Origin of the sequence: Enterobacter cloacae complex sp. P1B (assembly GCF_014982345.1) — a bacterium.
GTDB lineage: Bacteria > Pseudomonadota > Gammaproteobacteria > Enterobacterales > Enterobacteriaceae > Enterobacter > Enterobacter bugandensis.
Map to the genome: position 1 here is coordinate 39,622 of NZ_JADCLF010000010.1, position 26,278 is coordinate 65,899.

Below are 26,278 nucleotides of genomic sequence, written 5' to 3' on the forward strand. Positions count from 1 at the left end.
CCAGCAACCTTTTGTGAAACAGACGCGGCGATTAACGCAGCAGAGACAGCATAGCCTGTGGAACCTGGTTTGCCTGAGACAGTACAGAAGTACCAGCCTGCTGCAGGATCTGCGCGCGAGACATGTTGGAAACTTCGGTAGCGTAGTCAGCATCCTGGATACGGGACTGAGCAGCAGACAGGTTATTGATAGAGTTGTTCAGGTTGTTGATGGTAGATTCGAAACGGTTCTGAATCGCACCCATGTTAGAACGCGCGGTATCAATTTTCGCGATTGCAGCATCAGCAGCAGAGATAACAGCCTGTGCAGAGGCGTTATCGGAGATTGCAGTGCTCAGGCCAGCGCTCAGAGTACCAGAGGTCGCATTGATCAGCGCGTTGCTGTCAACAGAGATGGTGTCGTTAGCAGAAGTACCAGCACCAACCTGAATTTTCAGCGCGGTAGATACAGAACCGTCCAGCAGTTTCTTACCGTTGAAGTTAGCTGAGCCCGCGATACGGTCGATTTCAGCCAGACGCTGTTTGATTTCAGTGTTAACGGAAGTCAGGTCAGAAGAACCGTTGGTGTCGGTAGCAGCCTGAACAGACAGCTCACGAATACGCTGTAAGTTGGTGTTGATTTCGTTCAGGTTACCTTCAGCAGTCTGAACCAGGGAGATACCGTCGTTAGCGTTACGTGCCGCCTGGGTCATACCTTTAATCTGGGAGGTCATGCGGTTAGCAATCGCCTGGCCAGCAGCGTCATCTTTCGCGCTGTTGATACGCAGACCAGAGGACAGACGCTCGATAGCAGTGCCCAGAGAAGACTGAGATTTGTTCAGGTTGTTCTGAGTGGTCAGGGACAACAGGTTAGTATTGATAACTGCCATAATTTTTAATTCCTTCAAAAATGGTTTCTAGGGTCGGTGCCTAACACTCACGGCGTCTCTCACCGTCAACAAGGTTATCGACGCCCTTGCAGCAGACTTTAGAAAATATCTAATAAAAAAATCAACTCATTGTTTTTTAATAAATTATTTAGAAAACCCAGACACCAGCAATACCAGGAACATACAAAATATCAGCATCAGATCCGCATTTTTATCCTCACTGAAAGATCCCTTTAGCCACGTCCAGTCAGATTTTATAAGCCACATAAAGAGCGCTTATTACCCGATTATTTTTTAAAACTCACCGTAAACTTTTTGCAGGCTGGGCCGATAAACGACTGAAACATCCATTGAGAAGGAACATTACATGGCGACTATCAGTAATCTCGGGGTGGGCGTGCCCGGCCTGTCGGATCTGTACGATAAACTGCAGGCAGCAGAAGAGACGAAATTAACGGCGATTGCCAAACAAAAGACGGCTTACGACGCGCAAATCACCGGTTACGGAAAATTACAAAGCGCCCTGACTACCCTGCAAACCGCAGCAGCAAAGCTGGCAAAGGCGGATACCTGGAACTCGACGTCCGTTTCCAGCACCAACACCGCGTTCTCGGCTGTCAGTACCTCCAGCGCTAACGTTGGCGATGTCACTATTAACGTCAGTAAGATCGCGAAAGGCCAGGTACTGACGACGGCTCCCGGCACCATTGACAGCAATACAAAGCAGTTGGGGGGAACTACAGGTTCCAATAGCCGAACCATTACCATCACCCAGGCAGGCGCCGACAGCAAACCGCTGACGGTCACGCTCGCCGATGGAGATACCTCACTGAATGGCATCGCGAAAGCCATCAACGCGGCCAACGGCAACGTATCAGCAAGCGTGGTGAAAGCCGATAACGGCGACTACCGTCTGATGCTGACCTCAAAAACCACGGGTACCGATTCTGATATGACGGTAGCGGTAACCGGGGACGATACGCTGAATGCCGTCATCGGCAGCGCCGCGCTGAAGGTACAGGTTCCGTCACAAAATGCCGTCGTTAACGTGAACGGTATTCAAATTGTTCGCCAGAGCAATACCATTACTGACGCTATGCCTGGCGTCACATTAACCCTGAAAGCTCCGAGCGCGGCAAATGAAACCCTGACGGTAGCCCGCGCATCCGACGATAACAAAAAAGCCATTACGGAATGGGTTAATGCCTATAACTCTCTGCAGTCTACCATCGCTGCGCTGACCAAATACGAACCACCCGCAGTGGGTGCAACCGCCCAGTCTTCGAACAACGGCGTGTTAATGGGTGACAGTACTATCCGCGGAGTACAATCCGATCTTCGTGCTTTATTGACCAATGTACAGAGTGGCTCCTATGCCATCATGGCTCAACTTGGCATCACGCAGGACCCGGTCAAAGGCGCTGACGGCGCGGTTGGCAACCTGAAAATCGATGATAAAAAGTTAACCAAGATGCTCACGGACGATCCCGCTGGCGTTCAGGCCTATTTTGTGGGTGACGGGAAAACGACCGGTTTCGCTACCCAGATGAATAACAAGCTAACCGATATGCTGAGTACGTCTGTCGGTAAAGAAGGTGTTATTCAGAATGCGAAGGACGGTATTAACGCCACGCTCAAATCTATCGGCAAACGTTACGACGCGATGGAGTTGACCATTGAAGCCACGATGGCGCGTTATAAAAAGCAATTTAACGACCTGGATAAGCTGGTGACTAAATTCAATGGTACGGCCACTTATTTGACCCAACAGTTCAGCAGTAAGTAAGAAAGAAAGGAACCGATATGTATAACAAATCTGGTGTACAAGCCTATCAGCAGGTAGGTCTTGAATCTGCTGTCTTGAGTGCCAGCCCGCACCAGTTGGTTGTCATGTTGTTCGACGGTATCCATAGCGCGCTTGTCCGGGCGCGCCTTTTCCTTGAGCAAGGGGATATCCCGGCAAAAGGAGAGGCCCTGTCTAAGGCCATTAATATTATCGAAAATGGCCTTAAGGCTGGGTTAAATATGGATGTGGGTGGGGAACTCCCCCGCAACCTTTCTGCGCTTTACGACTATATGGTACGCCGTTTGTTACATGCCAACCTGCGCAATGACATCGAGGCCATTACCGAAGTCGAGGCTCTGCTGCTCAATATTTCCGACGCCTGGAAGCAAATCGGCCCGGGTTATTCTCCCAAGCAGGATTAACTGTAATGAACGACTCCAGCTTATCCCTTAAAAAGTGGCATGCCCTTAATGCCCTTAGCAATACCATGCTAAGCCTTGCTCAATCCGGGAAATGGGATGAGCTTATTGACCAGGAAGTGGCGTACGTTTCGCTGGTTGAAGAGATCAGCACGACACCTTTTCCACCCAACAGTAAGGGGGTTCAGGACCAGGCGATGGTAATACTGAATCAGGTGCTTCAGAATGAAATCATTCTGAAGACGTTGCTGCAGGAGAGGATGAGTGAGCTAAGCGGCCTTATTGCTCAAACCAATAAGCAAAAAAACGTTAACGTTACCTACGGTAGGCTTTCTGGCAACATTTTATTTCCCGGAGAGATGAATCAATAAGACACATTAGCGATTCATCAACCATACTCCAGAAGTCTGCCAAATGGCTTCTGGAGCACGGATGATGAAAAAACCCACCCTGTTACAATGCTTTCACTGGTATTACCCCGCTGGCGGTGAATTGTGGCGAGAAGTCACGGCATTAGCGCCCAATCTTAACGAAATCGGCATCAACATGATCTGGCTCCCGCCCGCGTATAAAGGGGCGTCAGGCGGGTATTCTGTCGGCTATGACTCTTACGATCTTTTCGATCTCGGCGAATTTGACCAGAAAGGCAGTATCGCCACCAAATACGGTGACAAAGCGCAGCTGCTGGAAGCCATCGACGCCCTCAAAAGCAACGAGATTGCCGTCCTGCTGGACGTGGTGGTCAACCACAAAATGGGGGCAGATGAGAAAGAGCCTGTCCGCGTGCAGCGCGTGAACGAACAGGACCGTACACAAATTGATGATGAAATCATCGAGTGTGAGGCCTGGACTCGCTACACCTTCCCCGCCCGCGCCGGGCAATACTCACAGTTTATCTGGGATTACAAATGCTTCAGCGGCGTCGACCATATTGAAAACCCGGATGAAGACGGGATCTTTAAAATCGTCAACGACTACACCGGCGAAGGCTGGAATGACCAGGTCGATGATGAGATGGGTAACTTCGATTACCTGATGGGCGAAAACATCGACTTTCGCAATCACGCCGTCACCGAGGAGATCAAATACTGGGCCCGCTGGGTCATGGAACAGACGCGCTGCGACGGTTTTCGTCTGGACGCCGTCAAGCATATTCCCGCCTGGTTTTACAAAGAGTGGATTGAGCACGTTCAGGAAGTCGCCGAACAGCCGTTGTTTATCGTGGCGGAATACTGGTCTCATGAGGTGGATAAACTTCAGGCCTATATTGACCAGGTCGACGGTAAAACCATGCTGTTTGATGCCCCCCTGCAGATGAAATTCCACGAAGCGTCGCGCCAGGGACGTGATTACGACATGAGCCAGATCTTCACCGGCACGCTGGTGGAGGCCGACCCGTTCCATGCGGTCACCCTCGTCGCGAACCATGACACGCAGCCTTTGCAGGCGCTGGAAGCCCCGGTCGAAGCCTGGTTTAAACCGCTGGCGTACGCGCTGATCCTGCTGCGGGAAAACGGCGTGCCGAGCGTCTTCTATCCGGATCTGTTCGGCGCAAGCTATGACGATACGGGAGGGGACGGTGAAACATACCATATTGATATGCCGGTGATTGAGCAGCTTCACGAGCTGATCCTCGCCCGCCAGCGCTTTGCCCACGGCGTGCAGACGCTGTTTTTTGACCATCCTAACTGCATCGCCTTCAGCCGCAGCGGCACGGAAGACGATCCCGGCTGCGTGGTGGTGATGTCGAACGGCGACGACGGCGAGAAGGTGATTTGCCTGGGGGAAAACTACGGCAACAAAACGTGGCGTGATTTTCTCGGCAATCGTGAAGAAACGGTCACCACGGCGGCGGATGGCGAAGGCACCTTTACCTGTAAAGGGGGAAGCGTCAGCGTGTGGGTGATTGAGGATGCGTTGTAGAACGGGAAACGTGCGGCCTGATGCCCTCAGCCCGTCCCTTTCCCCGTGGGAGAGGGCGCAAACACCAAAAACGGCAACAAGGTTGCCGTTTTGCTTTTACCCTTAGGGCAGTTTACTCTCCAGTGGATTCTTGCTCAGGTAATCCGCACATTCCACCGTTGGGCGATCAACCTTCTGCAGCTCCATCCCGTCATATTCAAGCGTAGCGCCGTCGCGATCCAGCGGATAGATATCCAGCTTGCGTGTGACGTTGTAATAGCTGTCTGAACGCAGCATGATCTTACCCGGTACGGCAATCACACGCTGCCACTGGCGGCAGTCCAGCGTATTGCCCTCTTCCGTCACCACCAGTGTGGCAATCGCTTCAGGGCTGACCAGACTGCTCTGCGGCCCTTTCGACTGCCAGTATCCCGCCAGGTTCGCCGGGACGGGATGCTTGATCACGTCATTATAGTTATCGACCTGAACGCACCCGGTCAGTGCCAGCAGCGCGCCAGCAATTGCTATTTTTTTCATCATCTTTCCTGCATTCGAAGAAAAAAATATTGTGGCATTAAAGCGCTGAGGCTGCCAGCGAAGATCGAGGGGGCTTAAACCTGCATGCCCATCACTTCCTGATACGCCGACACCAGCTTGTTACGCACCTGGATCCCCATCTGCAGGGAAACCGAGGCTTTTTGCAAATCGGTCATCACATCATTCAGCGCCACGCCCGGCTCGCCGAGGGTGAACTTCTCCGCCTGGGTACGCGCAGCGGTCTGGGTATCGCTGATACGGTCAAGAGCGGCATGCAGTTGCCCCGCAAAGCTGATGGTCGGCTGCTGTTCTGCCACATTCTGATTACGGGCCGTCATCGCCGTTGCCTGCAACTGACTGATTACCCCTTCAATGCCCTGTATAGCCATGACTCTCCCCTGGATGGTTTTTTACGCGGTCAAGACTAACAGCTTGTCAATAAGATAATGGCGGTAAATAGCGTGAAAAAACCAGGTTATTTGACGCATAGAAAATCCGGAATCGTCAAATAATGGCAGGGCCATCAATATGGAACTTTTGTCGTGTTTGCCGACCCGGGAGTCAGTTTTGTTTCTCTACACGAATAACGTAAACCACCAGGATTTAAGAGGTGCGCAATGAGTGCAACAGCATCGACAGCGCCACAAAATAAATCACTCGAGTGGATGAACCGCCTTCGCGCGAATCCTAAAATCCCGTTGATCGTGGCAGGCGCTGCCGCAATTGCGATCCTTGTAGCGATGGTTTTATGGGCGAAAAGCCCTGATTACCGCACGCTCTACAGCAACCTTTCCGATCAGGATGGCGGCGCCATCGTCACCCAGCTGACCCAGATGAACATCCCGTATCGCTTTGCCGATAATGGCGGTGCGCTTGAGGTACCGGCGGATAAAGTACACGAGCTTCGTCTGCGTCTGGCACAGCAGGGCCTGCCAAAGGGCGGCGCGGTCGGCTTTGAGCTACTGGACCAGGAAAAATTCGGCATCAGCCAGTTCAGCGAGCAGGTGAACTACCAGCGTGCGCTGGAAGGCGAGCTGGCCCGCACCATTGAAACATTAGGCCCGGTGAAGAGTGCCCGCGTGCACCTGGCAATGCCTAAACCCTCTTTATTTGTTCGTGAACAGAAATCCCCTTCAGCTTCCGTTACCGTGAACCTCGAGCCCGGCCGCGCGCTGGACGAAGGGCAAATCAGCGCGGTAACGCATCTCGTCTCCAGCGCCGTCGCCGGCCTGCCGCCGGGTAACGTGACGCTGGTGGATCAAAGCGGACACCTGCTGACGCAATCCAATACCGCCGGGCGTGACCTGAACGACGCGCAGCTGAAATACGCCGCCGACGTTGAAAGCCGTCTCCAGCGCCGCATCGAAGCGATCCTCGGCCCGGTGGTGGGCAACAGCAACGTGCACGCCCAGGTGACCGCGCAGATTGACTTCTCTAATAAAGAACAAACCGAAGAGCAATACAGCCCGAACGGCGATGCGGCTCAGGCGGTAATGCGTTCACGCCAGATAAACTCCAGCGAACAGATCGGCGGGGCCTACCCTGGCGGCGTGCCGGGCGCGCTCTCTAACCAGCCTGCACCGGCAAACGCGGCGCCGATTTCCACGCCGCCGGCCAACCAGCAGAACGGTCAGCAAAATAATCAGCAGACTACCTCAACGACCAATAACGCCGGTCCGCGCTCCAGCAGCCGTAACGAAACCACGAACTATGAAGTGGACCGAACGATCCGCCACACTAAGCTGAACGTGGGCGATATTCAGCGTCTTTCCGTTGCGGTGGTGGTGAACTACAAAACCCTGCCGGACGGCAAACCGTTGCCGTTAACCGCCGAGCAGATGAAGCAGATTGAGAACCTGACCCGCGAAGCGATGGGCTACTCCGAGAAGCGCGGCGATACCCTCAACGTGGTGAACTCTCCGTTTAACTCGGTTGAAGAGACCGGCGGTGAACTGCCGTTCTGGCAACAGCAGGCGTTTATCGACCAGCTGATGTCCGCAGGCCGCTGGCTGCTGGTGCTGATTGTCGCGTGGCTGCTGTGGCGTAAGGGCGTTCGTCCTCAGCTCCAGCGCCGTGCTGAAGCCGAAAAAGCGGCGCGCGAGCAGATGAATACGCGTCAGGAAACGGAAGAAGCGGTTGAAGTTCGCCTCAGCAAAGATGAACAGATGCAGCAGCGTCGTGCTAACCAGCGCATGGGCGCTGAGGTGATGAGCCAGCGCATTCGCGAAATGTCAGATAACGATCCGCGCGTCGTGGCGCTGGTCATCCGCCAGTGGATGGGTAACGAACATGAGTAATACGCTTACGGGCACCGATAAAAGCGTCATCCTGCTGATGACCATTGGCGAAGATCGCGCGGCAGAGGTGTTTAAACACCTCTCCCAGCGAGAAGTGCAAATTCTCAGTGCGGCGATGGCCAACGTGCGTCAAATCTCCAACAAACAGCTGACCGAAGTGCTGTCAGAGTTTGAACAGGAAGCCGAACAGTTTGCCGCGCTGAACGTCAATGCCAACGACTACCTGCGCTCCGTGCTGGTCAAGGCGCTGGGCGAAGAGCGTGCCGCCAGCCTGCTGGAAGACATTCTGGAAACCCGCGATACCGCCAGCGGTATCGAAACGCTCAACTTTATGGAGCCGCAGAGTGCCGCCGACCTGATTCGCGACGAGCACCCGCAGATTATCGCCACCATCCTGGTTCACCTCAAACGTGGTCAGGCGGCCGATATTCTGGCCCTGTTCGAAGAGCGCCTGCGTCACGACGTGATGCTGCGTATCGCGACCTTCGGCGGCGTTCAGCCGGCCGCGCTGGCGGAGCTGACCGAAGTGCTGAACAACCTGCTCGACGGCCAGAACCTCAAGCGCAGCAAAATGGGCGGCGTGAGAACGGCGGCGGAAATTATCAACCTGATGAAAACGCAGCAGGAAGAAGCCGTCATTTCGGCGGTTCGCGAATTCGACGGCGAGCTGGCGCAGAAAATCATCGACGAGATGTTCCTGTTCGAAAACCTCGTCGAAGTGGACGACCGCAGCATCCAGCGCCTGCTCCAGGAAGTGGATTCCGAGTCGCTGCTTATCGCCCTCAAAGGCGCCGAACAGCCGCTGCGCGAGAAGTTCCTGCGCAACATGTCCCAGCGTGCGGCCGATATCCTGCGCGACGACCTTGCCAACCGTGGCCCGGTTCGTCTGTCTCAGGTGGAAAACGAACAGAAAGCCATCCTGCTTATCGTTCGTCGTCTGGCGGAAACCGGCGAGATGGTGATTGGCAGCGGAGACGACACCTATGTCTAATGAGCTGTCGTGGAAGCGCTGGACGCCGGACGATCTGGCCCCTCCCCTTGCCGAATTCACGCCTTCGGTGGTCTCGCCCGCAGAGCCCGACGCGGACGTTGAACAGCCCGAGCTGAGCGAAGAGGAGCAGCAAGCGCAGATGCTGGCGCAGCTGCAAATGCAGGCGCACGAGCAGGGCTATAACGCCGGTCTGAACGAAGGCCGCCAGAAGGGGCACGATCTGGGGTACCAGGAAGGCCTGGCGAAAGGGTTAGAGCACGGCATCGATCAGGCGCGCCAGCAGCAGGCGCCGATCCATGCCCGCATGCAGCAGCTGGTCAGCGAGTTCCAGCATACGCTGGACGCGCTGGACAGCGTGATTGCCTCGCGTCTGATGCAGATGGCGCTGGAGGCGGCGCGTCAGGTTATCGGCCAGACGCCCGTGGTGGATAACACCGCGCTGATTAAACAAATTCAGGGGCTGCTTCAGCAGGAGCCGCTGTTCAGCGGCAAACCGCAGCTGCGCGTCCACCCGGACGATCTGCAGCGCGTTGAAGAGAGCCTGGGCGCAACGCTTAGCCTGCACGGCTGGCGTCTGCGCGGCGACCCATCCTTACACCACGGCGGATGCAAAGTCTCTGCCGATGAAGGCGACCTGGATGCCAGCGTCGCCACCCGCTGGCAGGAACTGTGTCGCCTGGCGGCACCGGGAGTCGTCTGATGACCGCACGCCTTACCCGCTGGCTCACCACGCTCGACAACTTTGAGACGAAGATGGCGCAACTGCCATCTGTTCGTCGTTATGGGCGACTGACGCGCGCCACCGGTCTGGTACTGGAGGCCACCGGCCTGCAGCTTCCCCTGGGTGCGACCTGCGTCATTGAGCGTCAGGATGGGCAGGAAACGCGTGAAGTGGAAAGCGAAGTGGTCGGGTTTAACGGCCAGCGCCTGTTCCTGATGCCGCTTGAAGAGGTGGAAGGCATTCTGCCCGGCGCGCGCGTTTACGCGAAAAACATCAGCGGCGACGGGCTGCAAAGCGGGAAACAGCTGCCGCTTGGCCCTGCCCTGCTCGGCCGCGTGCTGGACGGCAGCGGGAAGCCGCTGGATGGCCTGCCCGCGCCGGACACCACCGAAACCGGCGCGCTGATTACCCAGCCGTTCAACCCCCTGCAGCGTACCCCTATTGAGCACGTGCTGGATACCGGCGTGCGTCCGATTAACGCCCTGCTCACCGTAGGGCGCGGACAGCGCATGGGCCTGTTCGCCGGTTCCGGCGTCGGGAAATCCGTCCTGCTTGGCATGATGGCGCGCTATACCCAGGCCGACGTGATCGTCGTGGGCCTGATCGGCGAGCGTGGTCGCGAAGTAAAAGACTTTATTGAAAACATTCTGGGTGCGGAAGGCCGCGCCCGCTCGGTGGTGATCGCCGCGCCGGCGGACGTGTCGCCGCTGCTGCGTATGCAGGGTGCTGCCTACGCCACCCGTATCGCCGAAGATTTTCGTGACCGCGGCAAGCACGTGCTGCTGATCATGGACTCCCTCACCCGCTACGCGATGGCTCAGCGTGAAATCGCGCTGGCCATCGGCGAGCCGCCGGCCACCAAAGGCTATCCGCCTTCGGTCTTCGCCAAACTTCCGGCGCTGGTAGAGCGTGCGGGGAACGGCATCAGCGGCGGCGGCTCCATCACCGCGTTCTATACGGTGCTGACCGAGGGCGATGACCAGCAGGACCCGATTGCCGACTCCGCGCGCGCGATCCTGGACGGCCATATCGTGCTGTCGCGCCGCCTGGCCGAAGCCGGGCACTACCCGGCGATTGATATTGAAGCGTCCATCAGCCGTGCGATGACGGCATTGATTACCGAGAAGCACTACGCCCGCGTGCGTAACTTCAAACAACTGCTTTCCAGCTTCCAGCGCAACCGCGATCTGGTCAGCGTGGGGGCGTATGCCAAAGGCAGCGACCCGATGCTCGACAAGGCGATTAGCCTGTGGCCGCAGCTGGAGGCGTTTTTACAACAGGGCATTTTTGAGCGTGCCGACTGGGAAGATTCAATCCAGGCGCTGGAGCTGATTTTCCCGCAGGTGTAACAGAGGTGGAGGGCGAAGGTCATGGCGCAAAACAGCGCGTTATCAACGCTGAAAGATCTGGCTGAAAAAGAAGTTGATGATGCCGCATTGCAGCTTGGCGCAATGCGACGCGGGTGCCAGCAGGCTGAAGAACAGTTGAAGATGTTAATCGACTATCAGCATGAATATCGCACCAACCTCAATACCGATATGACGCAGGGCATTGGCAGCCAGCGCTGGATTAACTATCAGCAGTTTATCCAGACGCTCGAGAAGGCGATAGAGCAGCACCGCCAGCAGCTAAACCAGTGGACCCAAAAAGTCGATACCGCGCTGAATTTCTGGCGCGAGAAAAAACAGCGGCTGCAGGCCTGGCAGACCTTACAGGACCGGCAGATAGCAGCCTCGACCCTGGCGGAAAACCGCCTGGATCAGAAGAAAATGGATGAGTTTGCCCAGCGCGCATCAATGAGGAAACCGGAATGATCACACTGCAACAACTGCTGATGAGCGACAGCGACCCGTCAGGCGGGATGCAAACAGGGAAAGGCACCGAGGGGGCACAGGACTTTCTCTCCCTGCTGGCGGGCGCCCTGACGGACGCAACGGGCAAGGGCAACGATGCGCCGCTCACCCTGGCGGACCTCAAAGCCGCCGGCAGCAAGCTGTCGAAGGTCGCGCAGGATGCCAAAGGCGATACCGCTCTGCAGGCCAAAATTGCCGACCTGCTCTCGCGTCAGCCTGCGTTGAATGGCGTTGAAACGTCGGAGTCCGCGCCGCTTGAAACGTTGGTCTCCGGCCTGGTGCCGCTGTCAAAGGGCGACGCGCTTAAGACGCTCACTGCGGCCAACGGTAAAGATGACGCTAAAACCGAGCTGAGCGAAGAAGAGCTGGCGGGGCTAAGCGCGCTGATGGCGATGCTGCCGCACCAGCAGACGACCGCCTCTCGTGCGGCAGGCATCGACGGCGTTCACGCCACCTCGGCGCTGAGTTCAACAACGCTTTCGCAAAACGGTGCGGGACAGCCGCCGTCCCTGAACGCGCCTGCGGGAAGCCATGATAAAGCGCAGCTTTCTGCGTCCTATCAGAGCCAAGCGAAGAACAACGGTCCGGATCTCGCCGCCAACGCGCCAGCCACACCGGTCGTGGCCGCAGCCGCTGAGAAGCAGGACTTCGCCAGCGCCTCTTCGTCATCTTCGCCGACCGCTACCCTGGCGCCGATTATCTCCAGCCATGCGGCCAGCCAGCCTGCCGCTACCGTTGCCACCGCACCGGTGCTAAGCCAGCCTCTGGGCACACATGAATGGCAGCAGTCCCTGAGCCAGCACATCACCCTGTTCACTAAGCAGGGCCAGCAGACGGCGGAGCTGCGCCTGCACCCGGAAGATCTGGGCCAGGTGCAAATCTCGCTCAAGCTGGACGATAACCAGGCACAGCTGCAGATGGTCTCTGCGCACAGCCACGTGCGCGCCGCGCTGGAAGCCGCGCTGCCGGTCCTGCGGACCTCGCTGGCGGAAAACGGCATTCAGCTTTCTCAAAGCAGCGTCAGCAGCGAGAGCTTTGCCGGGCAACAACAGTCTTCATCCCAGCAGCACCATGCTTCACGCCCGGGCCAGCACGGCGGTTTTAATGAAGAGAGCGATGAGCTCCTGCCGACCCCTGCCGCCCTGCAATCCGCGGCGCGCGGTAACGGTGCCGTAGACATCTTCGCCTAAACGCCAGAGGTAGCGTGATTATCCCCGTCTTTTCCACGCTTTGACGACGGCAGGACACGGGATAATCACCTTATTAAGCTGTACCGAAACAGGAAGCTCGTATCAGATGACAGACTCCGCTATCACCAAAAAAAACAAGCGTTCCATCTGGATCCCGCTGCTGGTGTTGATCACGCTCGCCGCCTGCGCTACCGCGGGCTATAGTTACTGGCGTATGCAGCAGGAACCTTCAACCGCTGCGGCCAAAGCCGAACCTGCCCCACCGCCGGCGCCGGTCTTTTTCCCTCTGGACACCTTCACCGTTAACCTCGGTGATGCGGATCGCGTGCTGTATGTCGGTATTACGCTGCGCCTGAAGGACGAAGCAACCCGCGCGCGCCTGAACGATTATCTGCCGGAAGTGCGTAGCCGCCTTCTCCTGCTGTTTTCTCGTCAGGACGCCTCCGCGCTGGCTACCGACGTGGGTAAGCAAAAGCTGGTCGACGCCATCAAGCAGACGCTGGCCACCCCGCTGGTAAACGGTCAACCTAAGCAGGAAGTCACTGACGTTCTGTACACAGCCTTTATTCTGCGGTAACGACATGGGCGACAGTATTCTTTCTCAGGCAGAAATCGACGCGCTGCTTAACGGCGACAGCGATAAGAGTGACGACCCGCAACCGGGTCTCACCGGCGACGATAATATTCGTCCTTACGATCCCAATACCCAGCGTCGCGTGGTACGTGAACGTCTGCAGGCACTGGAGATCATTAACGAACGTTTTGCACGTCAGTTCCGTATGGGACTGTTTAACCTGCTGCGTCGTAGCCCGGATATCACGGTCGGTGCGATCCGCATCCAGCCGTATCATGAGTTTGCCCGCAACCTGCCGGTGCCAACCAATCTTAACCTGATTCATCTGAAGCCGCTGCGCGGCACCGGTCTGGTGGTGTTTTCCCCAAGCCTGGTGTTCATCGCGGTGGATAACCTGTTCGGCGGCGACGGGCGTTTTCCGACCAAAGTGGAAGGTCGTGAATTTACCCACACCGAGCAGCGCGTCATTAACCGCATGCTGAAGCTGGCGCTGGAATCCTACAGCGACGCGTGGAAAGCGATTAACCCGCTGGAAGTGGAGTACGTCCGTTCTGAGATGCAGGTGAAATTTACCAATATCACCACCTCCCCGAACGATATCGTCGTCAATACGCCGTTCCACGTGGAGATCGGTAACCTGACCGGTGAGTTCAACATCTGCCTGCCGTTCAGCATGATTGAACCGCTGCGCGAGCTGCTGGTTAACCCGCCGCTGGAGAACTCACGCAACGAAGATCAGAACTGGCGTGAAAACCTGGTGCGCCAGGTGCAGCACTCGCAGCTGGAGCTGGTGGCGAACTTTGCCGACATTTCGATGCGGTTATCCCAGATCCTGAAATTACAACCCGGCGACGTTTTGCCGATAGACAAACCCGACCGCATTATTGCCCACGTAGATGGTGTCCCCGTACTTACAAGCCAGTACGGCACGATTAACGGTCAGTATGCGTTACGCGTTGAGCACTTGATCAACCCGATTTTGAATTCGCTGAATGAGGAACAGCCCAAATGAGTGACATGAACAATCCGTCCGATGAAAACAGCGGAGCACTGGACGATCTGTGGGCTGACGCGTTAAACGAGCAAAAAACGACTCCGACAAAAAGCGCGGCGGACGCGGTATTCCAGCAGTTAGGCGGCGGCGACGTCAGCGGCACGCTGCAGGACATCGACCTGATTATGGACATCCCGGTTAAGCTGACCGTTGAACTGGGACGCACCCGGATGACCATTAAAGAGTTGCTGCGCCTCACGCAGGGTTCAGTTGTGGCCCTTGACGGCCTGGCCGGCGAGCCGCTGGATATTCTGATCAACGGTTATCTGATTGCCCAGGGTGAAGTGGTGGTGGTTGCTGATAAATACGGCGTGCGCATCACCGACATCATCACCCCGTCTGAACGCATGCGTCGTCTGAGCCGTTAAGCATGAAAACCCAGGCAACAATATCACAGCCTTCCGCCGTTCCCGGCTCCCCGCTGCTCCAGGTGAGCGGGGCGCTGTTCGGTATTATTGCCTTTATTCTTATCGCCGCCTGGCTGGCAAAGCGTTTTGGCCTGGCGGGTAAAACTGCCGGCACCCGCGGCCTGAAGGTCAGCGCCAGCACGACGCTTGGGCCGCGCGAACGCGTGGTCATCGTCGATGTGGAAGATGCGCGTCTGGTTCTGGGCGTAACCGGCTCAAACATTAACGTATTACATAAACTGCCGCCCGCCCCGGTCACGGTGGACGAGCGCGCACAAGCCCCTGCGGATTTTCAGTCCGTCATGAAGAGTTTGCTTAAGCGTTCCGGGAGAACCTGATGCGCCGTTTGTTATCCCTGACGCTTGCGGGCGTTGGCCTGTTTGCTCCTGCAGTTTATGCGCAGCTGCCCGGTCTGGTTTCCACGCCGATTGCGGGTGGCGGCCAGAGCTGGTCGCTCCCGGTTCAGACGCTGGTCTTCATCACCTCGCTGACCTTTATTCCGGCCATTCTGCTGATGATGACCAGCTTTACCCGCATCATCATCGTTTTTGGTCTGCTGCGAAACGCACTGGGCACCCCTTCGGCGCCGCCAAACCAGGTGCTTCTGGGGCTGGCGCTGTTTTTGACCTTTTTCATCATGTCGCCGGTGATCGATAAGATTTATACCGACGCCTACCAGCCGTTCAGCGAAGACAAAATTTCGATGCAGGAGGCGCTGGAAAAAGGCGCGCAGCCGCTGCGGGAATTTATGCTGCGCCAGACGCGCGAGGCGGACCTGGCCCTCTTCGCCCGCCTGTCTAACACCGGCGAGCTGCAGGGCCCGGAAGCGGTACCGATGCGCATTCTGCTGCCGGCCTATGTCACCAGCGAGCTGAAAACCGCGTTCCAGATTGGCTTTACCATCTTTATCCCGTTCCTGATTATCGACCTGGTGATCGCCAGCGTCCTGATGGCGCTCGGGATGATGATGGTACCGCCCGCCACCATTGCCCTGCCCTTTAAGATCATGCTTTTTGTGCTGGTCGACGGCTGGCAGCTGCTGGTCAGCTCGCTGGCGCAAAGTTTTTACAGTTAAGGAACGGCAATGACACCCGAATCGGTCATGATGATGGGCACGGAAGCGATGAAAATCGCCATTGCCGTTGCCGCGCCGCTGCTGCTTGTCGCGCTGGTTACCGGCCTGATTATCAGTATTCTTCAGGCCGCCACGCAGATTAACGAAATGACGCTGTCGTTCATCCCGAAAATCATCGCCGTATTTGTGGCGATTATCGTGGCCGGACCGTGGATGCTGAACCTGCTGCTGGACTATATGCGCAACCTGTTTACCAATCTGCCGTACATCATCGGCTGACCTGACGATGCTGCACTTCACAAGCGACCAGTGGGTTCAGTGGCTCGGCGTCTATTTTTGGCCGATGCTGCGCATTCTGGCGCTGATCTCCACCGCCCCCATTCTCAGCGAGAAATCGATCCCCAAGCGCGTTAAGGTGGGGCTGGGCATTATCATCACCATTATCGTCGCCCCTTCCCTGCCACCCGTGGATATTCCCATCTTCTCGGCTAACGCGGTATGGGTCGCTTTACAGCAGGTGATGATTGGCGTCGCCGTGGGCTTTACCATGCAGCTCGCCTTCGCCGCCGTGCGCACGGCCGGCGAGTTGATTGGCCTGCAGATGGGGCTATCGTTCGCCACGTTTGTCGATCCCGGCAGCCATCTCAACATGCCGGTGCTGGCGCGCATAATCGATCTGCTCGCCATGCTGCTGTTTTTGTCGCTCAACGGTCATCTGTGGCTCATCTCCATGCTGGTGGATACTTTCCATACGCTGCCGATCGGTGATAACCCGGTCAACAGCAATGCCTTCCTCGCGCTGACCCGCGCGGCGGGGCTGATCTTCCTCAACGGTCTGATGCTGGCTCTGCCGATCATCACGCTGCTGCTCACCGTCAACCTGGCATTAGGCTTGCTGAACAGAATGGCACCACAGCTCTCGGTGTTTGTGATTGGTTTTCCGCTAACGTTGACGGTCGGAATTTTATTAATGTCATTACTGATGCCACTTATCGCCCCCTTCTGTGAACATTTATTCGGCGAGATATTCAATCTGTTAGCGGATATTGTCAGCGAATTGCCACGTAAATAATAGTCCTCACGATCGCTATTGTCTTTCTGAGGATATTCCTAAAATAAAACGCGAAAAACATCTTCCAGGATATATCTGACGCGGTTTAAATGTTTCTAACCACCTCACAATACTTAATATTTACTTTACTTTAAGAAGATTCCTGGCAAATTATACGTAACTTTACGGGATAGTGAGTCCGCCTGAAAGTCTTTGTCATGCTCACAGGTTTATTATTTTTTTCCATCCCGTATGGCTGTTTTGAGCTCTCAGGCAGATGGTGAATTATCGTTACGCATTGAGTGAGGGTATGCCATGTCAACGATCATTATGGATTTATGCAGCTACACCCGGCTAGGGTTAACCGGGTACCTGGCAAGCAGAGGGGTAAGAAAGAGAGACATCAACGATGCACACACCGTTGAAGAACTCGCAGCCGCTTGTGACGAACTCAAACCAGGCGTGGTGTTTATTAATGAGGACTGTTTCATTCACGATCCAGCCAACAGTCAGCACATTAAGCAAATCATTAATCAGCATCCAAAAACCCTGTTTATTGTTTTTATGGCGATCGCGAATATCCATTTCGATGAGTATTTGTTGGTCCGTAAAAATTTATTGATCAGTTCTAAGTCGATTAAACCCGAGTCGCTGGATGACATTCTGGGTGATTATTTGAATAAAGAAGTTAAAAATGTAGGAGCGGTTAACTTACCCACCCTTTCATTAAGCAGGACTGAATCAAGTATGCTGCGAATGTGGATGGCTGGACAAGGAACTATTCAGATCTCTGACCAGATGAATATTAAAGCGAAAACCGTTTCGTCACACAAAGGAAATATTAAAAGGAAAATTAAAACGCATAATAAGCAAGTGATCTATCACGTGGTACGTCTGACCGATAATGTGACGAACGGGATTTTCGTCAACATGCGTTAGTGGCTTAAACCCCTTTGCACCCTACCTTTGATCTCTGGCCTGGCCAGAGATTTTTGCTTTTGCGGACGTGGTCGGGCACGCGCAATGCCACCCGACGCCGTACTATTCCGCTTTCTCAACAAAAATGCCGTCCGGATGCCCCAGTTCGTTAAAAAACCAGATGCCGAGCGGGTAGTCTTCCAGTGAGACCAGGTACATTGTGCCTTCACTAAACTCTTCAATTGCCAGCACCACCCCCGGGCGGCGCGGCCCACCGTCCGTTTTAACGGTTACCCGATCGTTGACCTTCATACATTCCTCCTCTGGTTTTGAGCCAGTGTAGAACAAAACGCAAAAACACACATCGCCGCACGGCGTGAATGGCGTTTTTATACACAGTCTATACTTACCGTGGACACGGTTTAATGAGGAGCCCCGTAATGAAGACCGATAAAGAGTACAGCGACACCATCAAACGCGAGGTCGAGGTGGATGTCGATGCCCTGCTGGCCGCCATCAATGAGATCAGTGAGTCAGAAGTCCGCCGCACGAACGATGGTTCGGACCACGTCATTGTTAACGGGAGGGATTATCACACCTACCGCGAGCTGGCGGAGGCCTTCGAGCTGGATATTCATGACTTTAGCGTGTCTGAAGCAAATCGTTAGCACGAAAAAAATCCCGGTCATGGGGATGGCCGGGATCAAAACTTGCTTATGCAAGAAGCACTTGAAAATTCGTTACACCAGGAAATCTGATGTACAAACAACACTATCCCCAACGATTTTGCATGACAAGCATATATTCTTACGGCGAATATAATATTTTTAACATAATCGTTTTGGTTATGAGCAACAACATACGCCGAATGCGGGTTTGGCTGGATCGGTTCTTCTCAATCCGGTTTAAGCCCAGATATTTTTTTAGGAATATTCTTAGATTAAGACTCATTCGTTTTCGGGAGTTACTATGCTTTCACTCCGGGGTCCCCTGCTGATTTTTTCCGATCTGGATGGGTCGCTGCTGGATATTCATACCTATGAGTGGCAGCCCGCAATGCCGTGGCTGGATAAACTGCAGGACAACCAGGTGCCGGTGATTCTTTGCAGCAGCAAGAGCGCGGCAGAGATGCTGGATATTCAGCAGGATCTGGGTCTGGAAGGGTTACCGTTTATCGCTGAGAACGGCGCGGTGATTCAGCCTGACGTGCGCTGGGAAATGGGTCAGCGCCACATCAACGGTATGACGCACCGGGAGATTCGTCCGCTTATTGAGCAAATCCGCCAGCAGGCGGGCTTCAAATTCACCACCTTTGACGACGTGGACGACCGCGTCATTAGCGAATGGACGGGGATGACCCGCTACCGTGCGGTGCTTGCCCGCAAGCATGACGCCTCCGTCACGCTCATCTGGCGTGATTCCGACGAAGCCATGGCCCGGTTTGAATCGGCGCTGGCGCAACACGGGCTGAAATGCCTGCAGGGAGCCCGTTTCTGGCATATTCTCGATGCCGGCTGCGGTAAGGACGTTGCGGCTAACTGGCTAATCGCGCAGTACCGTGAACGGGAAAATATTGAACCCACGACCCTGGGGCTCGGCGATGGGCCGAACGACGCGCCGCTGCTGGACAGCGTGGACTTCGCGGTGGTGATTAAGGGGATAAACCGGCAGGGTATTACGTTACGGGACGATAACCCCCGCCGGGTTTATCACACCCGGCAGGCGGGACCGCTCGGCTGGCAGGAGGGGCTGGATCACTTCCTGTCCTGATCCCGCCACTCGACCCGGTTACGCCCGCCCTGCTTGGCCTGATAAAGCCGGGCGTCCGCCACGGACTGCAGCTGTTCAAAATCGTAGTTACCCGTTTCATCCGCGCTGCTGACGCCCAGTGACGCGCTGATGCGCAGGGTGGTGCTTTTCTTCACCAGGATCTCCTTACTGTTGATCCGGCAGCGTATACGGTCGGCGACGCCTTTCGCCTCCTCCAGACCGATCCCCGGCAGGACGACACAGAACTCTTCTCCACCGACGCGCCCGGCCACATCATTCTTGCGTAACGCGCTGGCAATCACGCCTGCCGTATGGGAAAGCACCTTATCACCGGCCTGATGGCCGAAACGGTCGTTGATGTTTTTAAAATGGTCGAGATCGATCTGAATCACCGAGAACGGCAGCGACTGCTGACGACAGGTTTCCGCCAGCAGTTTTGCGCGGTCGAACAGCGCGCCGCGGTTATTGAGCCGGGTCAGCGGATCGTGCCAGGCCTGCCACTGGAGCGAGTGCTGAAGCGTATACATGTTACTCACCATCCGACGGATCACCAGCCACGAGATCAACAGCATGGCGGTAAAGAGCGCCCACAGCAGCGCCAGCACGATGCTGATACTGCCGAAATCGTCCTGTACCCCTTCATGCAGCGTGTGGATCCGCAAGACGACGCCATCGAAGTGATCGAGCCGCTCCCAGGTAATAAACCGGCTCCCGAGGCGGATACCGCCGCCGGTATCGTGCTCAATCGCGTGGGCAATCTGCGCCGTTTCGCGTTCGTCAAACTGGTTAACCGGGCTACCCGCATGGGCTGAGGTGGCAATCATATTGAGCCGGGTATCGTACAGCTGATACTCCCCCTCCGTCCGCTCTTCCGTCGCGTCGGTCAGCAGACGCTGCATCGTGTCTAAGGTAAAATCCATCGCCACGACGCCATACCAGTAATGATCGAAGTAGATGGGGACGCTGGCGGTGATCGTTCGTTTATCCCCGGTCCAGAATGAGGCTGTGGAGATAAACCAGCGCACGGCGCGCGCGCGATTGTTACGCTCTGACTGCTGGGTAAACCAGGACTGCGTGACCAGATGATAATAGCGGGCGGTAATATCATCCTCCCGATCCGGCGTATCCGTGGAAAGGTAAAACCCGGCGCGAGAGACGTAGAGCACCCGCGTTTCCGTTTGCGCTCTCGATGACGCCAGCCTGAGCAGATACCCCACTTCAAGCGCGGCAGAAATTTCATGACTGATGCGATCGGCGTCCCGATTCAGAAGCGTGGTTTTATCCACGAACGCGTCCGAGACCCCGTTAATGGGAAGCGTGCGCTTTTTATCAACGGCAAGCTGCCAGGTGGGAAGCATGCGGACGGCATTAAAGCGTGACACCGCGTCCTGTAAGACATCAAAGGCCAGCGGCGTCTCGATCGCATCACGCATGCCCTGGCGAAATAACAGCATCCTGTCGACGCTGTTCTGTAACTGCCTGTCCAGCGAGCTGGCCACGGTTTCCAGGTGGTTGCGCTGGCTGGAGATATACGCCTCTTCGAGGACCACCACTTCACGCCAGGTCAGGAGGGTTGAAAACACCAGGACAGTGATAAAACAGAGGTTAACAATCAAACCCGGATTGCTACGCTTATGCAGCCATTGCAGAAAAGTTCGTCTTACAACAAAGGTATCGCGCTGCACACACACTCCCTGATTACTGCCTTACACCCGGTACTTCAGGTAAAAACGCCCGGCAAAGCCGGGCGTTATGTGATTAAGCCTGATCGTGCTTGCGCTGGCCGTCACCCGGCTGAAGCTCATCTTCACGAAAGGCTTCCTGCTTAATGCTGTAGCCATCATGCCACCGACATTCCACCATTCCGCTGGAATACCCGGTGACAATCATGCGCGGGCCGCCCTTCTTAGGCTTAACTTCATCACTGACCAAAAAGACCATACCTGCCTCCTGTATCAGGGTGAAACTGTTTCAATTTAGACGAGGAATGGTCTTTTTGCACCCTGCGACGGGTAACAATTAGTGCGCCGTACCGCGCATTTTTTCGATCAGTTTCACCACCGCCACCACGATAGCGCCAACGATAAAGCCCAGCACCAGATTAAGCAGCGTGGGCAGAATCGCTGCCACCACGCTCCCCTGCGCCGAGGCGAAATGTTCGATGGCATGGTGCAGCGGCGCAATGCCGTGGACCACAATGCCGCCGCCCACGAGGAACATCGCCAGGGTCCCCACCACGGACAAGCTCTTCATCAGCCACGGCGCCAGCGTCAGTAAGCCTTTGCCGATGCCTTTAGCCACCGCGCTGGATTTCTCCTCCAGCCAGTAACCGATATCATCCAGTTTCACGATCAGCCCGACCAGGCCGTAAACGCCCACCGTGACCAGAATGGCGATCCCGGAGAGGATCAACACCTGATTCAGCAGCGGCGCATCGGAGACAATGCCCAGCGTAATGGCGACAATTTCAGCCGACAGAATGAAGTCGGTGCGAATCGCGCCTTTGATTTTATCGCGCTCGAAAACTTTCGGATCCTGCGCGGCAAGCGCTTCAAGGCGCTGCTGGCGCGCCTCCGGGGTATCCTTCTGCTTGCGAGAGCTCAAAGAGTGCAGGACCTTCTCCACGCCTTCGAAGCACAAGAATGCCCCGCCAATCATCAGCAGCGGCGTGATGGCCCAGGGGATGAATGCGCTAATCAGCAGCGCCAGCGGCACCAGGATCACTTTGTTCAGAAACGAGCCTTTTGCCACACCCCACACCACAGGCAGCTCACGGTTAGCCCGTACCCCGCTCACCTGTTGGGCGTTAAGCGAGAGATCGTCCCCCAGCACCCCTGCGGTTTTCTTCGCCGCCAGTTTCCCCATCACGGAAATATCATCCAGTAAGGTGGCAATATCATCCAGCAATGTTAATAAGCTACTTCCTGCCAAAATGGTGATCCTTCTTTTTTTGGTAATTAAGTGAATAGTATGGAGCAAAAGCGCAATCGCGGAAACAGGCAGCTTTCGTCAACAAAAAATTCACATCAACTACACAATTAAAGGGCTCGCCAGCGCGATAGTTTTCGCGTTTACTATCAGCGACCTTTTTATTTCGTCGTGAGGGATTATGCGTTTCCGGCAACTGCTTCCGCTTATCGGGGCACTTTTTTCGCTGTATATCATCTGGGGTTCAACCTATTTTGTCATTCGCATCGGCGTGGAAAGCTGGCCGCCGCTGATGATGGCGGGCATTCGCTTCCTCTCGGCGGGTGTGCTGCTACTGGCCTTCCTGCTGCTGCGCGGGCATAAGCTTCCACCGCTCCGCCCAATGCTGAACGCTGCCCTGATAGGCCTGCTGCTGCTGGCGGTCGGTAATGGCTTTGTGACCATTGCCGAGCACCAGAACGTACCGTCAGGGATCGCCGCCGTGGTCGTTGCCACCGTACCGCTGTTTACCCTCTGCTTCAGCCGCCTTTTCGGCATCCGCACCCGCAAGCTGGAGTGGCTGGGGATTGGCATCGGCCTTGCCGGCATTATTCTGCTTAACAGCGGCGGTAACCTGAGCGGGAATCCGTGGGGCGCAGTGATTATCCTTATCGGCTCGATGAGCTGGGCGTTCGGTTCCGTATACGGTTCGCGTATCGAACTGCCGACCGGCATGATGGCGGGGGCAATAGAGATGCTTGCGGCTGGGATTGTGCTGCTGCTGGCCTCAGCCCTGACGGGAGAGGAGCTGACTACCCTGCCGCCGTTGTCGGGCTTCCTGGCGGTAGGCTATCTGGCGCTGTTCGGCTCCATCATCGCCATCAACGCCTATATGTTCCTGATCCGTAACGTCTCACCGGCGGTCGCCACCAGCTATGCCTACGTCAACCCGGTCGTGGCCGTGCTGCTTGGCACCGGGCTTGGCGGTGAAACGCTCTCTCCGGTTGAGTGGTTAGCTTTAGGGGTGATTGTTTTTGCCGTCGTGCTGGTGACCTTAGGCAAATATTTGCTGCCGGCAAAGCCCGTGGTTACGCCTTGCGAGGTGGAGAAACCGTAAGCGTGTGGATCCCCTGGGTGTCGATCTGCGCGGCCTGGCCGCCGCCGCAGATCCACTCTTCCAGCCGTTCGCTCAGATCGGCATCGTTCAGCTTTAACCGCCCTCTCAGCGCACATTCCCAGACGATCAGCACTCGCCAGCCCTGCGCGACAAGCGTGGCGAGATCCCGCGCGTCGCGCTCAACGTTCTTGCCAATCTTCTCCAGCCAGAAATCGGTGCGCGTCGCCGGGACTTTAAACAGGTAGCAGTCGTGATGATGCCAGAAGCAGCCGTGGGTGAAGATAATGCACCGATACGCGTCAATGACGAAATCCGGGCGACCCGCAAGCGCGGGATCCTGCACGCGAAAGTCGAAGCCCGCCTGTGTCAGTAGCCCGGCCAGACGCTTTTCAATCGCGGTGTCACGCGTGCCGATGGCACGCATGTTTTTGCTCCGCGTGGCCTTATCGTGAACGTCCGTCATTGACGGCCTCACCCTGGCGGAGCGCCACCGCCTGTCTGATGCGCGGGGCCAGCAGTTTTGCCACCGCCGCGAACGCGGGCACCACCACCGAGTTGCCAAACTGACGGTAAGCCTGGGTGTCCGAAACCGGAATGCGGAAGCGGTAGCCCTGCGGCGTTTCAAAGCCCATCAGCCTGGCGCACTCCCGCGGCGTGAGGCGCCGCGGACGGTGACGCTGGTTTTGCGGATCGTCGAAATCTTTCTCGCCCAGCGCTTTATCCCAGCCTCTGTCGATCAGGATTTCCGCGCCGTCTTTGTAGTAGCGAGCGGACAGCGTGCGGGTCACGCTGTGCGGATCGTTTGGGTTCACCATGCCAAACCCAAATCCGTTGCCTTTGGCCTGATGCTTTTTGGCATAGCGGTAGAGGTATTTCCACAGGATTGGGGTAAGGATAAATTTCGCGTCGACCACCGGCTCCAGCAGGTCGGCAATGGTTGGACGACGCTCGGGGTATAAGGAGGGAATATCCCGCAGGGTGAAATCCCCTTTCAGATTGAGATCGCGGCGGAAACCGACGAGCACAATGCGTTCGCGATGCTGGGGCAGGAAATGTTTCCCGTCGATAATTTTCGGGTCATCCGCGCCCATGTCCTCGGAATCAGCCACGTCATAGCCCAGCTCGTCCAGCGTTTGCATGATAATGCGGAAGGTCTTTCCACCGTCGTGGCTCTTTAAGTTCTTGACGTTTTCCAGCACGAATATGGCCGGGCGACGGGCGTCAATGATTCGGGCCACATCGAAAAACAGCGTTCCCTGCGTATCGCAGGCAAAACCGTGGGCACGCCCGAGGGCATTCTTTTTGGAGACGCCGGCCAGCGAGAAAGGCTGACACGGGAAGCCCGCCAGCAGCACGTCATGCGCCGGAATCGTCTGGCGAATGTGCTCGGCGGCTTGTTCATCCGTGACGCCGCTTTTATGGCTCAGGGTAACGTCGCGGATATCGGCGTTGAAATGATGTTCATGCGGATCGCAGTACCAGTTCGCTTTATAAGTGCGTACCGCATGTTTGTTCCACTCGCTGGTAAACACGCACTGACCGCCGATAGCTTCAAAGCCGTGCCGGATGCCACCGATGCCGGCAAACAGATCGATAAAGCGGAAGGCATAGTTCGGGTGCGCGGCAGACGGACGCGGAAGCAGGTCTTGCAGATAACGAAACTCGCTTTCGCTCAGGCGGCGCCCTGCCCGATCGCTGGTCAGCAGTCGCTTAAGGATGGCCGGGCTCCAGTGGCTTTCGCCGTGCGCCACCAGCTGGTTTGCCAGCGTTTTAGCGTCATAAATATCCAGCAGCTGGCGCAGTAATGCCTGCACCGTTGCCGTTGACTTCTCAGCCTGCTCTGGCGCGGGCTCTGTCACTGATCGATTTTCCTGCATTCTTTTAACCGGGCAATAAAGACTGGAAACAGATTACCACAGTTCACTTTCGCAAACTGCGACGGAAGCGGTGTTGAATCTGGCTATCCAGCCCGATGCAGTCGCCCTGTAATTCGGCACTGAGTTTCGCCATAAACTGAATCAGAAAATCGGCGTTGTGCTGCGCGAGCTCGCGCCCGACGTCGGTTTGCATTGTATCAGGCAAGCGCAGCAGCTTGGTCTGAAAATGATCGAGCGCAAACGCCCGGTCATCAAGCGGGCGCGCGTCGGCAAACGGATCGTCCGCGTCAAAAAGCGGTACGCCCAGCGCGCCTGACACGGCAAACACGCGCGCCAGGCCAATCGCCCCCAGCGCCTCCAGACGATCTGCATCCTGGACAATTTTGGCCTCAATCGTGTACGGCGTCAGGCCGGCGCTGAAACTGTGCGCCTCGATGGCGTGCTCCACGGCGGCATAGCGATCGGACGGGAAGTCAGGGAAATCGCGGTGCAGAATGTCCCGCGTTCTGCGCGCAGCCAGACGCGACGACTGGCTGCGTTCAGGATGATTTTTCGGCAGGCTAACGATGTCGTGAAAATAGCAGGCGGTCAGGATCGTCAGCGGGTCGACGTGGTGATGAACCATGATTTTCTGCGCCGTCAGCCAGACGCGACGGAAGTGTGAAATATCGTGCGCGGTGTCGTCGGTCGCGTGATGTTCATCAAGCCAGGATTCAAAGCGCTGCTGCCACTGTATGAGTTCCATCATCCTTTCCTGTTACGAAAATGGGCACTGAATTATAACATAGCCAAATAAAATAAATTAAAAAATAGAACCCCGAAATACTTAATAATAATTACCCACAATACTTTCAAGCGATTAATTCATTTGAAAAATAAAGAGATTTTTGGAAATATTTTGTAATATTTTCACTGGTTTAGTTACATTTATTTTTGAACCAAATTCACGAGCCATAGAATAGTA

Annotated in this window: 30 protein-coding genes and 1 pseudogene; 21 read left to right on the forward strand and 10 right to left on the reverse strand. The window is 56.0% G+C overall.

What is annotated here, in order from left to right; translation table 11 throughout:
- Positions 1-31 precede the first annotated feature (31 nt).
- Entirely contained in the window at positions 32-868 is an 837-nt protein-coding gene (locus tag INF77_RS11365; protein WP_028013689.1) for a flagellin, read from the reverse strand.
- Positions 869-1,235: 367 nt separating this feature from the next.
- Between INF77_RS11365 and fliD the strand changes: the two genes are divergently transcribed.
- The 4 genes from fliD to amyA all read left to right on the forward strand — a co-directional run bounded on the left by fliD (position 1,236) and on the right by amyA (position 4,996).
- Positions 1,236-2,654: a flagellar filament capping protein FliD gene (fliD, locus tag INF77_RS11370; RefSeq protein ID WP_193532684.1), complete on the forward strand. Its 1,419-nt coding sequence runs from the start codon at positions 1,236-1,238 to the stop codon at positions 2,652-2,654.
- Positions 2,655-2,671: 17 nt separating this feature from the next.
- Complete coding sequence (gene fliS, locus INF77_RS11375; protein ID WP_028013691.1) at positions 2,672-3,076, forward strand: flagellar export chaperone FliS; 405 nt, start codon at positions 2,672-2,674, stop codon at positions 3,074-3,076.
- Positions 3,077-3,081: 5 nt separating this feature from the next.
- A complete protein-coding gene (gene fliT, locus INF77_RS11380) occupies positions 3,082-3,444 on the forward strand; it encodes a flagella biosynthesis regulatory protein FliT (RefSeq protein WP_028013692.1) in 363 nt (120 codons plus the stop codon).
- 64 nt (positions 3,445-3,508) lie between these two features.
- The gene (gene amyA / locus INF77_RS11385; RefSeq protein WP_193532693.1) at positions 3,509-4,996 is read left to right on the forward strand and encodes an alpha-amylase; all 1,488 of its coding nucleotides are present in this window, start codon (positions 3,509-3,511) and stop codon (positions 4,994-4,996) included.
- A gap of 102 nt (positions 4,997-5,098) precedes the next feature.
- On the opposite strand, the gene yedD is transcribed toward amyA, so the two are convergent.
- Positions 5,099-5,512: a lipoprotein YedD gene (yedD, locus tag INF77_RS11390; RefSeq protein WP_193532694.1), complete on the reverse strand. Its 414-nt coding sequence runs from the start codon at positions 5,510-5,512 to the stop codon at positions 5,099-5,101.
- Between the two features lie 74 nt (positions 5,513-5,586).
- Entirely contained in the window at positions 5,587-5,901 is a 315-nt protein-coding gene (fliE, locus tag INF77_RS11395; protein WP_013097729.1) for a flagellar hook-basal body complex protein FliE, read from the reverse strand.
- Between the two features lie 228 nt (positions 5,902-6,129).
- Between fliE and fliF the strand changes: the two genes are divergently transcribed.
- The 14 genes and pseudogenes from fliF (at position 6,130) to rcsA (ending at position 17,664) form a co-directional block, all read left to right on the forward strand.
- Positions 6,130-7,809: a flagellar basal-body MS-ring/collar protein FliF gene (gene fliF / locus INF77_RS11400; RefSeq protein ID WP_028013700.1), complete on the forward strand. Its 1,680-nt coding sequence runs from the start codon at positions 6,130-6,132 to the stop codon at positions 7,807-7,809.
- On the forward strand, positions 7,802-8,800 hold the full coding sequence (gene fliG / locus INF77_RS11405) for a flagellar motor switch protein FliG (RefSeq protein ID WP_014832476.1): 999 nt from the start codon (positions 7,802-7,804) through the stop codon (positions 8,798-8,800). Before fliF ends, fliG begins: the two co-directional genes overlap by 8 nt.
- Complete coding sequence (gene fliH, locus INF77_RS11410) at positions 8,793-9,500, forward strand: flagellar assembly protein FliH (protein WP_136485481.1); 708 nt, start codon at positions 8,793-8,795, stop codon at positions 9,498-9,500. The genes fliG and fliH overlap by 8 nt, the downstream gene beginning before the upstream one ends.
- Positions 9,500-10,870, forward strand: a complete 1,371-nt coding sequence (gene fliI / locus INF77_RS11415) for a flagellar protein export ATPase FliI (RefSeq protein ID WP_023330814.1) — start codon at positions 9,500-9,502, stop codon at positions 10,868-10,870. The genes fliH and fliI overlap by 1 nt, the downstream gene beginning before the upstream one ends.
- 21 nt (positions 10,871-10,891) lie before the next feature.
- The gene (gene fliJ, locus INF77_RS11420) at positions 10,892-11,335 is read left to right on the forward strand and encodes a flagellar export protein FliJ (protein ID WP_006811155.1); all 444 of its coding nucleotides are present in this window, start codon (positions 10,892-10,894) and stop codon (positions 11,333-11,335) included.
- Positions 11,332-12,564 carry a flagellar hook length control protein FliK gene (fliK, locus tag INF77_RS11425; protein ID WP_193532685.1) on the forward strand — a complete coding sequence of 411 codons (1,233 nt, stop codon included), beginning with the start codon at positions 11,332-11,334 and terminating at the stop codon, positions 12,562-12,564. The genes fliJ and fliK overlap by 4 nt, the downstream gene beginning before the upstream one ends.
- Before the next feature lie 106 nt (positions 12,565-12,670).
- Entirely contained in the window at positions 12,671-13,141 is a 471-nt protein-coding gene (gene fliL / locus INF77_RS11430) for a flagellar basal body-associated protein FliL (protein ID WP_193532686.1), read from the forward strand.
- Between the two features lie 4 nt (positions 13,142-13,145).
- Positions 13,146-14,150: a flagellar motor switch protein FliM gene (gene fliM, locus INF77_RS11435; protein ID WP_028013703.1), complete on the forward strand. Its 1,005-nt coding sequence runs from the start codon at positions 13,146-13,148 to the stop codon at positions 14,148-14,150.
- Entirely contained in the window at positions 14,147-14,560 is a 414-nt protein-coding gene (gene fliN / locus INF77_RS11440) for a flagellar motor switch protein FliN (RefSeq protein WP_003859592.1), read from the forward strand. The genes fliM and fliN overlap by 4 nt, the downstream gene beginning before the upstream one ends.
- Positions 14,561-14,562: 2 nt before the next feature.
- Positions 14,563-14,937 carry a flagellar biosynthetic protein FliO gene (fliO, locus tag INF77_RS11445; RefSeq protein WP_045260352.1) on the forward strand — a complete coding sequence of 125 codons (375 nt, stop codon included), beginning with the start codon at positions 14,563-14,565 and terminating at the stop codon, positions 14,935-14,937.
- A complete protein-coding gene (gene fliP / locus INF77_RS11450; protein ID WP_028013705.1) occupies positions 14,937-15,674 on the forward strand; it encodes a flagellar type III secretion system pore protein FliP in 738 nt (245 codons plus the stop codon). The genes fliO and fliP overlap by 1 nt, the downstream gene beginning before the upstream one ends.
- A gap of 9 nt (positions 15,675-15,683) precedes the next feature.
- Entirely contained in the window at positions 15,684-15,953 is a 270-nt protein-coding gene (fliQ, locus tag INF77_RS11455; protein WP_008500315.1) for a flagellar biosynthesis protein FliQ, read from the forward strand.
- 7 nt (positions 15,954-15,960) lie between these two features.
- Positions 15,961-16,753, forward strand: a pseudogene (gene fliR / locus INF77_RS11460) (flagellar biosynthetic protein FliR); the annotation flags it as partial.
- 287 nt (positions 16,754-17,040) lie between these two features.
- Positions 17,041-17,664, forward strand: a complete 624-nt coding sequence (gene rcsA, locus INF77_RS11465) for a transcriptional regulator RcsA (RefSeq protein WP_013097740.1) — start codon at positions 17,041-17,043, stop codon at positions 17,662-17,664.
- Between the two features lie 102 nt (positions 17,665-17,766).
- Here the strand turns inward: rcsA and dsrB are convergent, their stop codons facing one another.
- Complete coding sequence (gene dsrB / locus INF77_RS11470) at positions 17,767-17,955, reverse strand: protein DsrB (protein WP_013097741.1); 189 nt, start codon at positions 17,953-17,955, stop codon at positions 17,767-17,769.
- 128 nt (positions 17,956-18,083) lie between these two features.
- On the opposite strand from dsrB, the gene yodD reads away from it, so the two are divergent.
- Both yodD and INF77_RS11480 read left to right on the forward strand, forming a co-directional pair.
- The gene (gene yodD / locus INF77_RS11475) at positions 18,084-18,311 is read left to right on the forward strand and encodes a YodD family peroxide/acid resistance protein (protein ID WP_028013707.1); all 228 of its coding nucleotides are present in this window, start codon (positions 18,084-18,086) and stop codon (positions 18,309-18,311) included.
- 301 nt (positions 18,312-18,612) lie between these two features.
- Positions 18,613-19,413 (forward strand): mannosyl-3-phosphoglycerate phosphatase-related protein, encoded by an 801-nt coding sequence (locus tag INF77_RS11480; RefSeq protein ID WP_063437728.1) that lies wholly within the window; start codon positions 18,613-18,615, stop codon positions 19,411-19,413.
- Here INF77_RS11480 and dgcQ read toward each other — a convergent pair.
- From dgcQ to INF77_RS11495, 3 genes are all read right to left on the reverse strand, one after another.
- On the reverse strand, positions 19,398-21,098 hold the full coding sequence (gene dgcQ / locus INF77_RS11485; RefSeq protein ID WP_063437729.1) for a cellulose biosynthesis regulator diguanylate cyclase DgcQ: 1,701 nt from the start codon (positions 21,096-21,098) through the stop codon (positions 19,398-19,400). The genes INF77_RS11480 and dgcQ overlap by 16 nt on opposite strands.
- Before the next feature lie 73 nt (positions 21,099-21,171).
- Complete coding sequence (locus tag INF77_RS11490; protein WP_028013710.1) at positions 21,172-21,354, reverse strand: YodC family protein; 183 nt, start codon at positions 21,352-21,354, stop codon at positions 21,172-21,174.
- A 78-nt stretch (positions 21,355-21,432) separates the two neighbouring features.
- On the reverse strand, positions 21,433-22,344 hold the full coding sequence (locus INF77_RS11495; RefSeq protein WP_049136358.1) for a DUF808 domain-containing protein: 912 nt from the start codon (positions 22,342-22,344) through the stop codon (positions 21,433-21,435).
- A 178-nt stretch (positions 22,345-22,522) separates the two neighbouring features.
- Here INF77_RS11495 and yedA point away from each other — a divergent pair, with 178 nt between their 5' ends.
- Positions 22,523-23,437 (forward strand): drug/metabolite exporter YedA, encoded by a 915-nt coding sequence (gene yedA, locus INF77_RS11500; protein ID WP_028013712.1) that lies wholly within the window; start codon positions 22,523-22,525, stop codon positions 23,435-23,437.
- On the opposite strand, the gene INF77_RS11505 is transcribed toward yedA, so the two are convergent.
- The 3 genes from INF77_RS11505 to INF77_RS11515 all read right to left on the reverse strand — a co-directional run bounded on the left by INF77_RS11505 (position 23,409) and on the right by INF77_RS11515 (position 26,059).
- Positions 23,409-23,900, reverse strand: coding sequence for a very short patch repair endonuclease (locus INF77_RS11505; protein WP_193532687.1), 492 nt, complete (start codon positions 23,898-23,900; stop codon positions 23,409-23,411). The two genes, yedA and INF77_RS11505, sit on opposite strands and share 29 nt — an antisense overlap.
- Positions 23,881-25,296 (reverse strand): DNA cytosine methyltransferase, encoded by a 1,416-nt coding sequence (locus tag INF77_RS11510; RefSeq protein WP_041909349.1) that lies wholly within the window; start codon positions 25,294-25,296, stop codon positions 23,881-23,883. Before INF77_RS11510 ends, INF77_RS11505 begins: the two co-directional genes overlap by 20 nt.
- 61 nt (positions 25,297-25,357) lie before the next feature.
- On the reverse strand, positions 25,358-26,059 hold the full coding sequence (locus tag INF77_RS11515) for a phosphohydrolase (protein WP_045260359.1): 702 nt from the start codon (positions 26,057-26,059) through the stop codon (positions 25,358-25,360).
- Between the last annotated feature and the right edge of the window lie 219 nt (positions 26,060-26,278).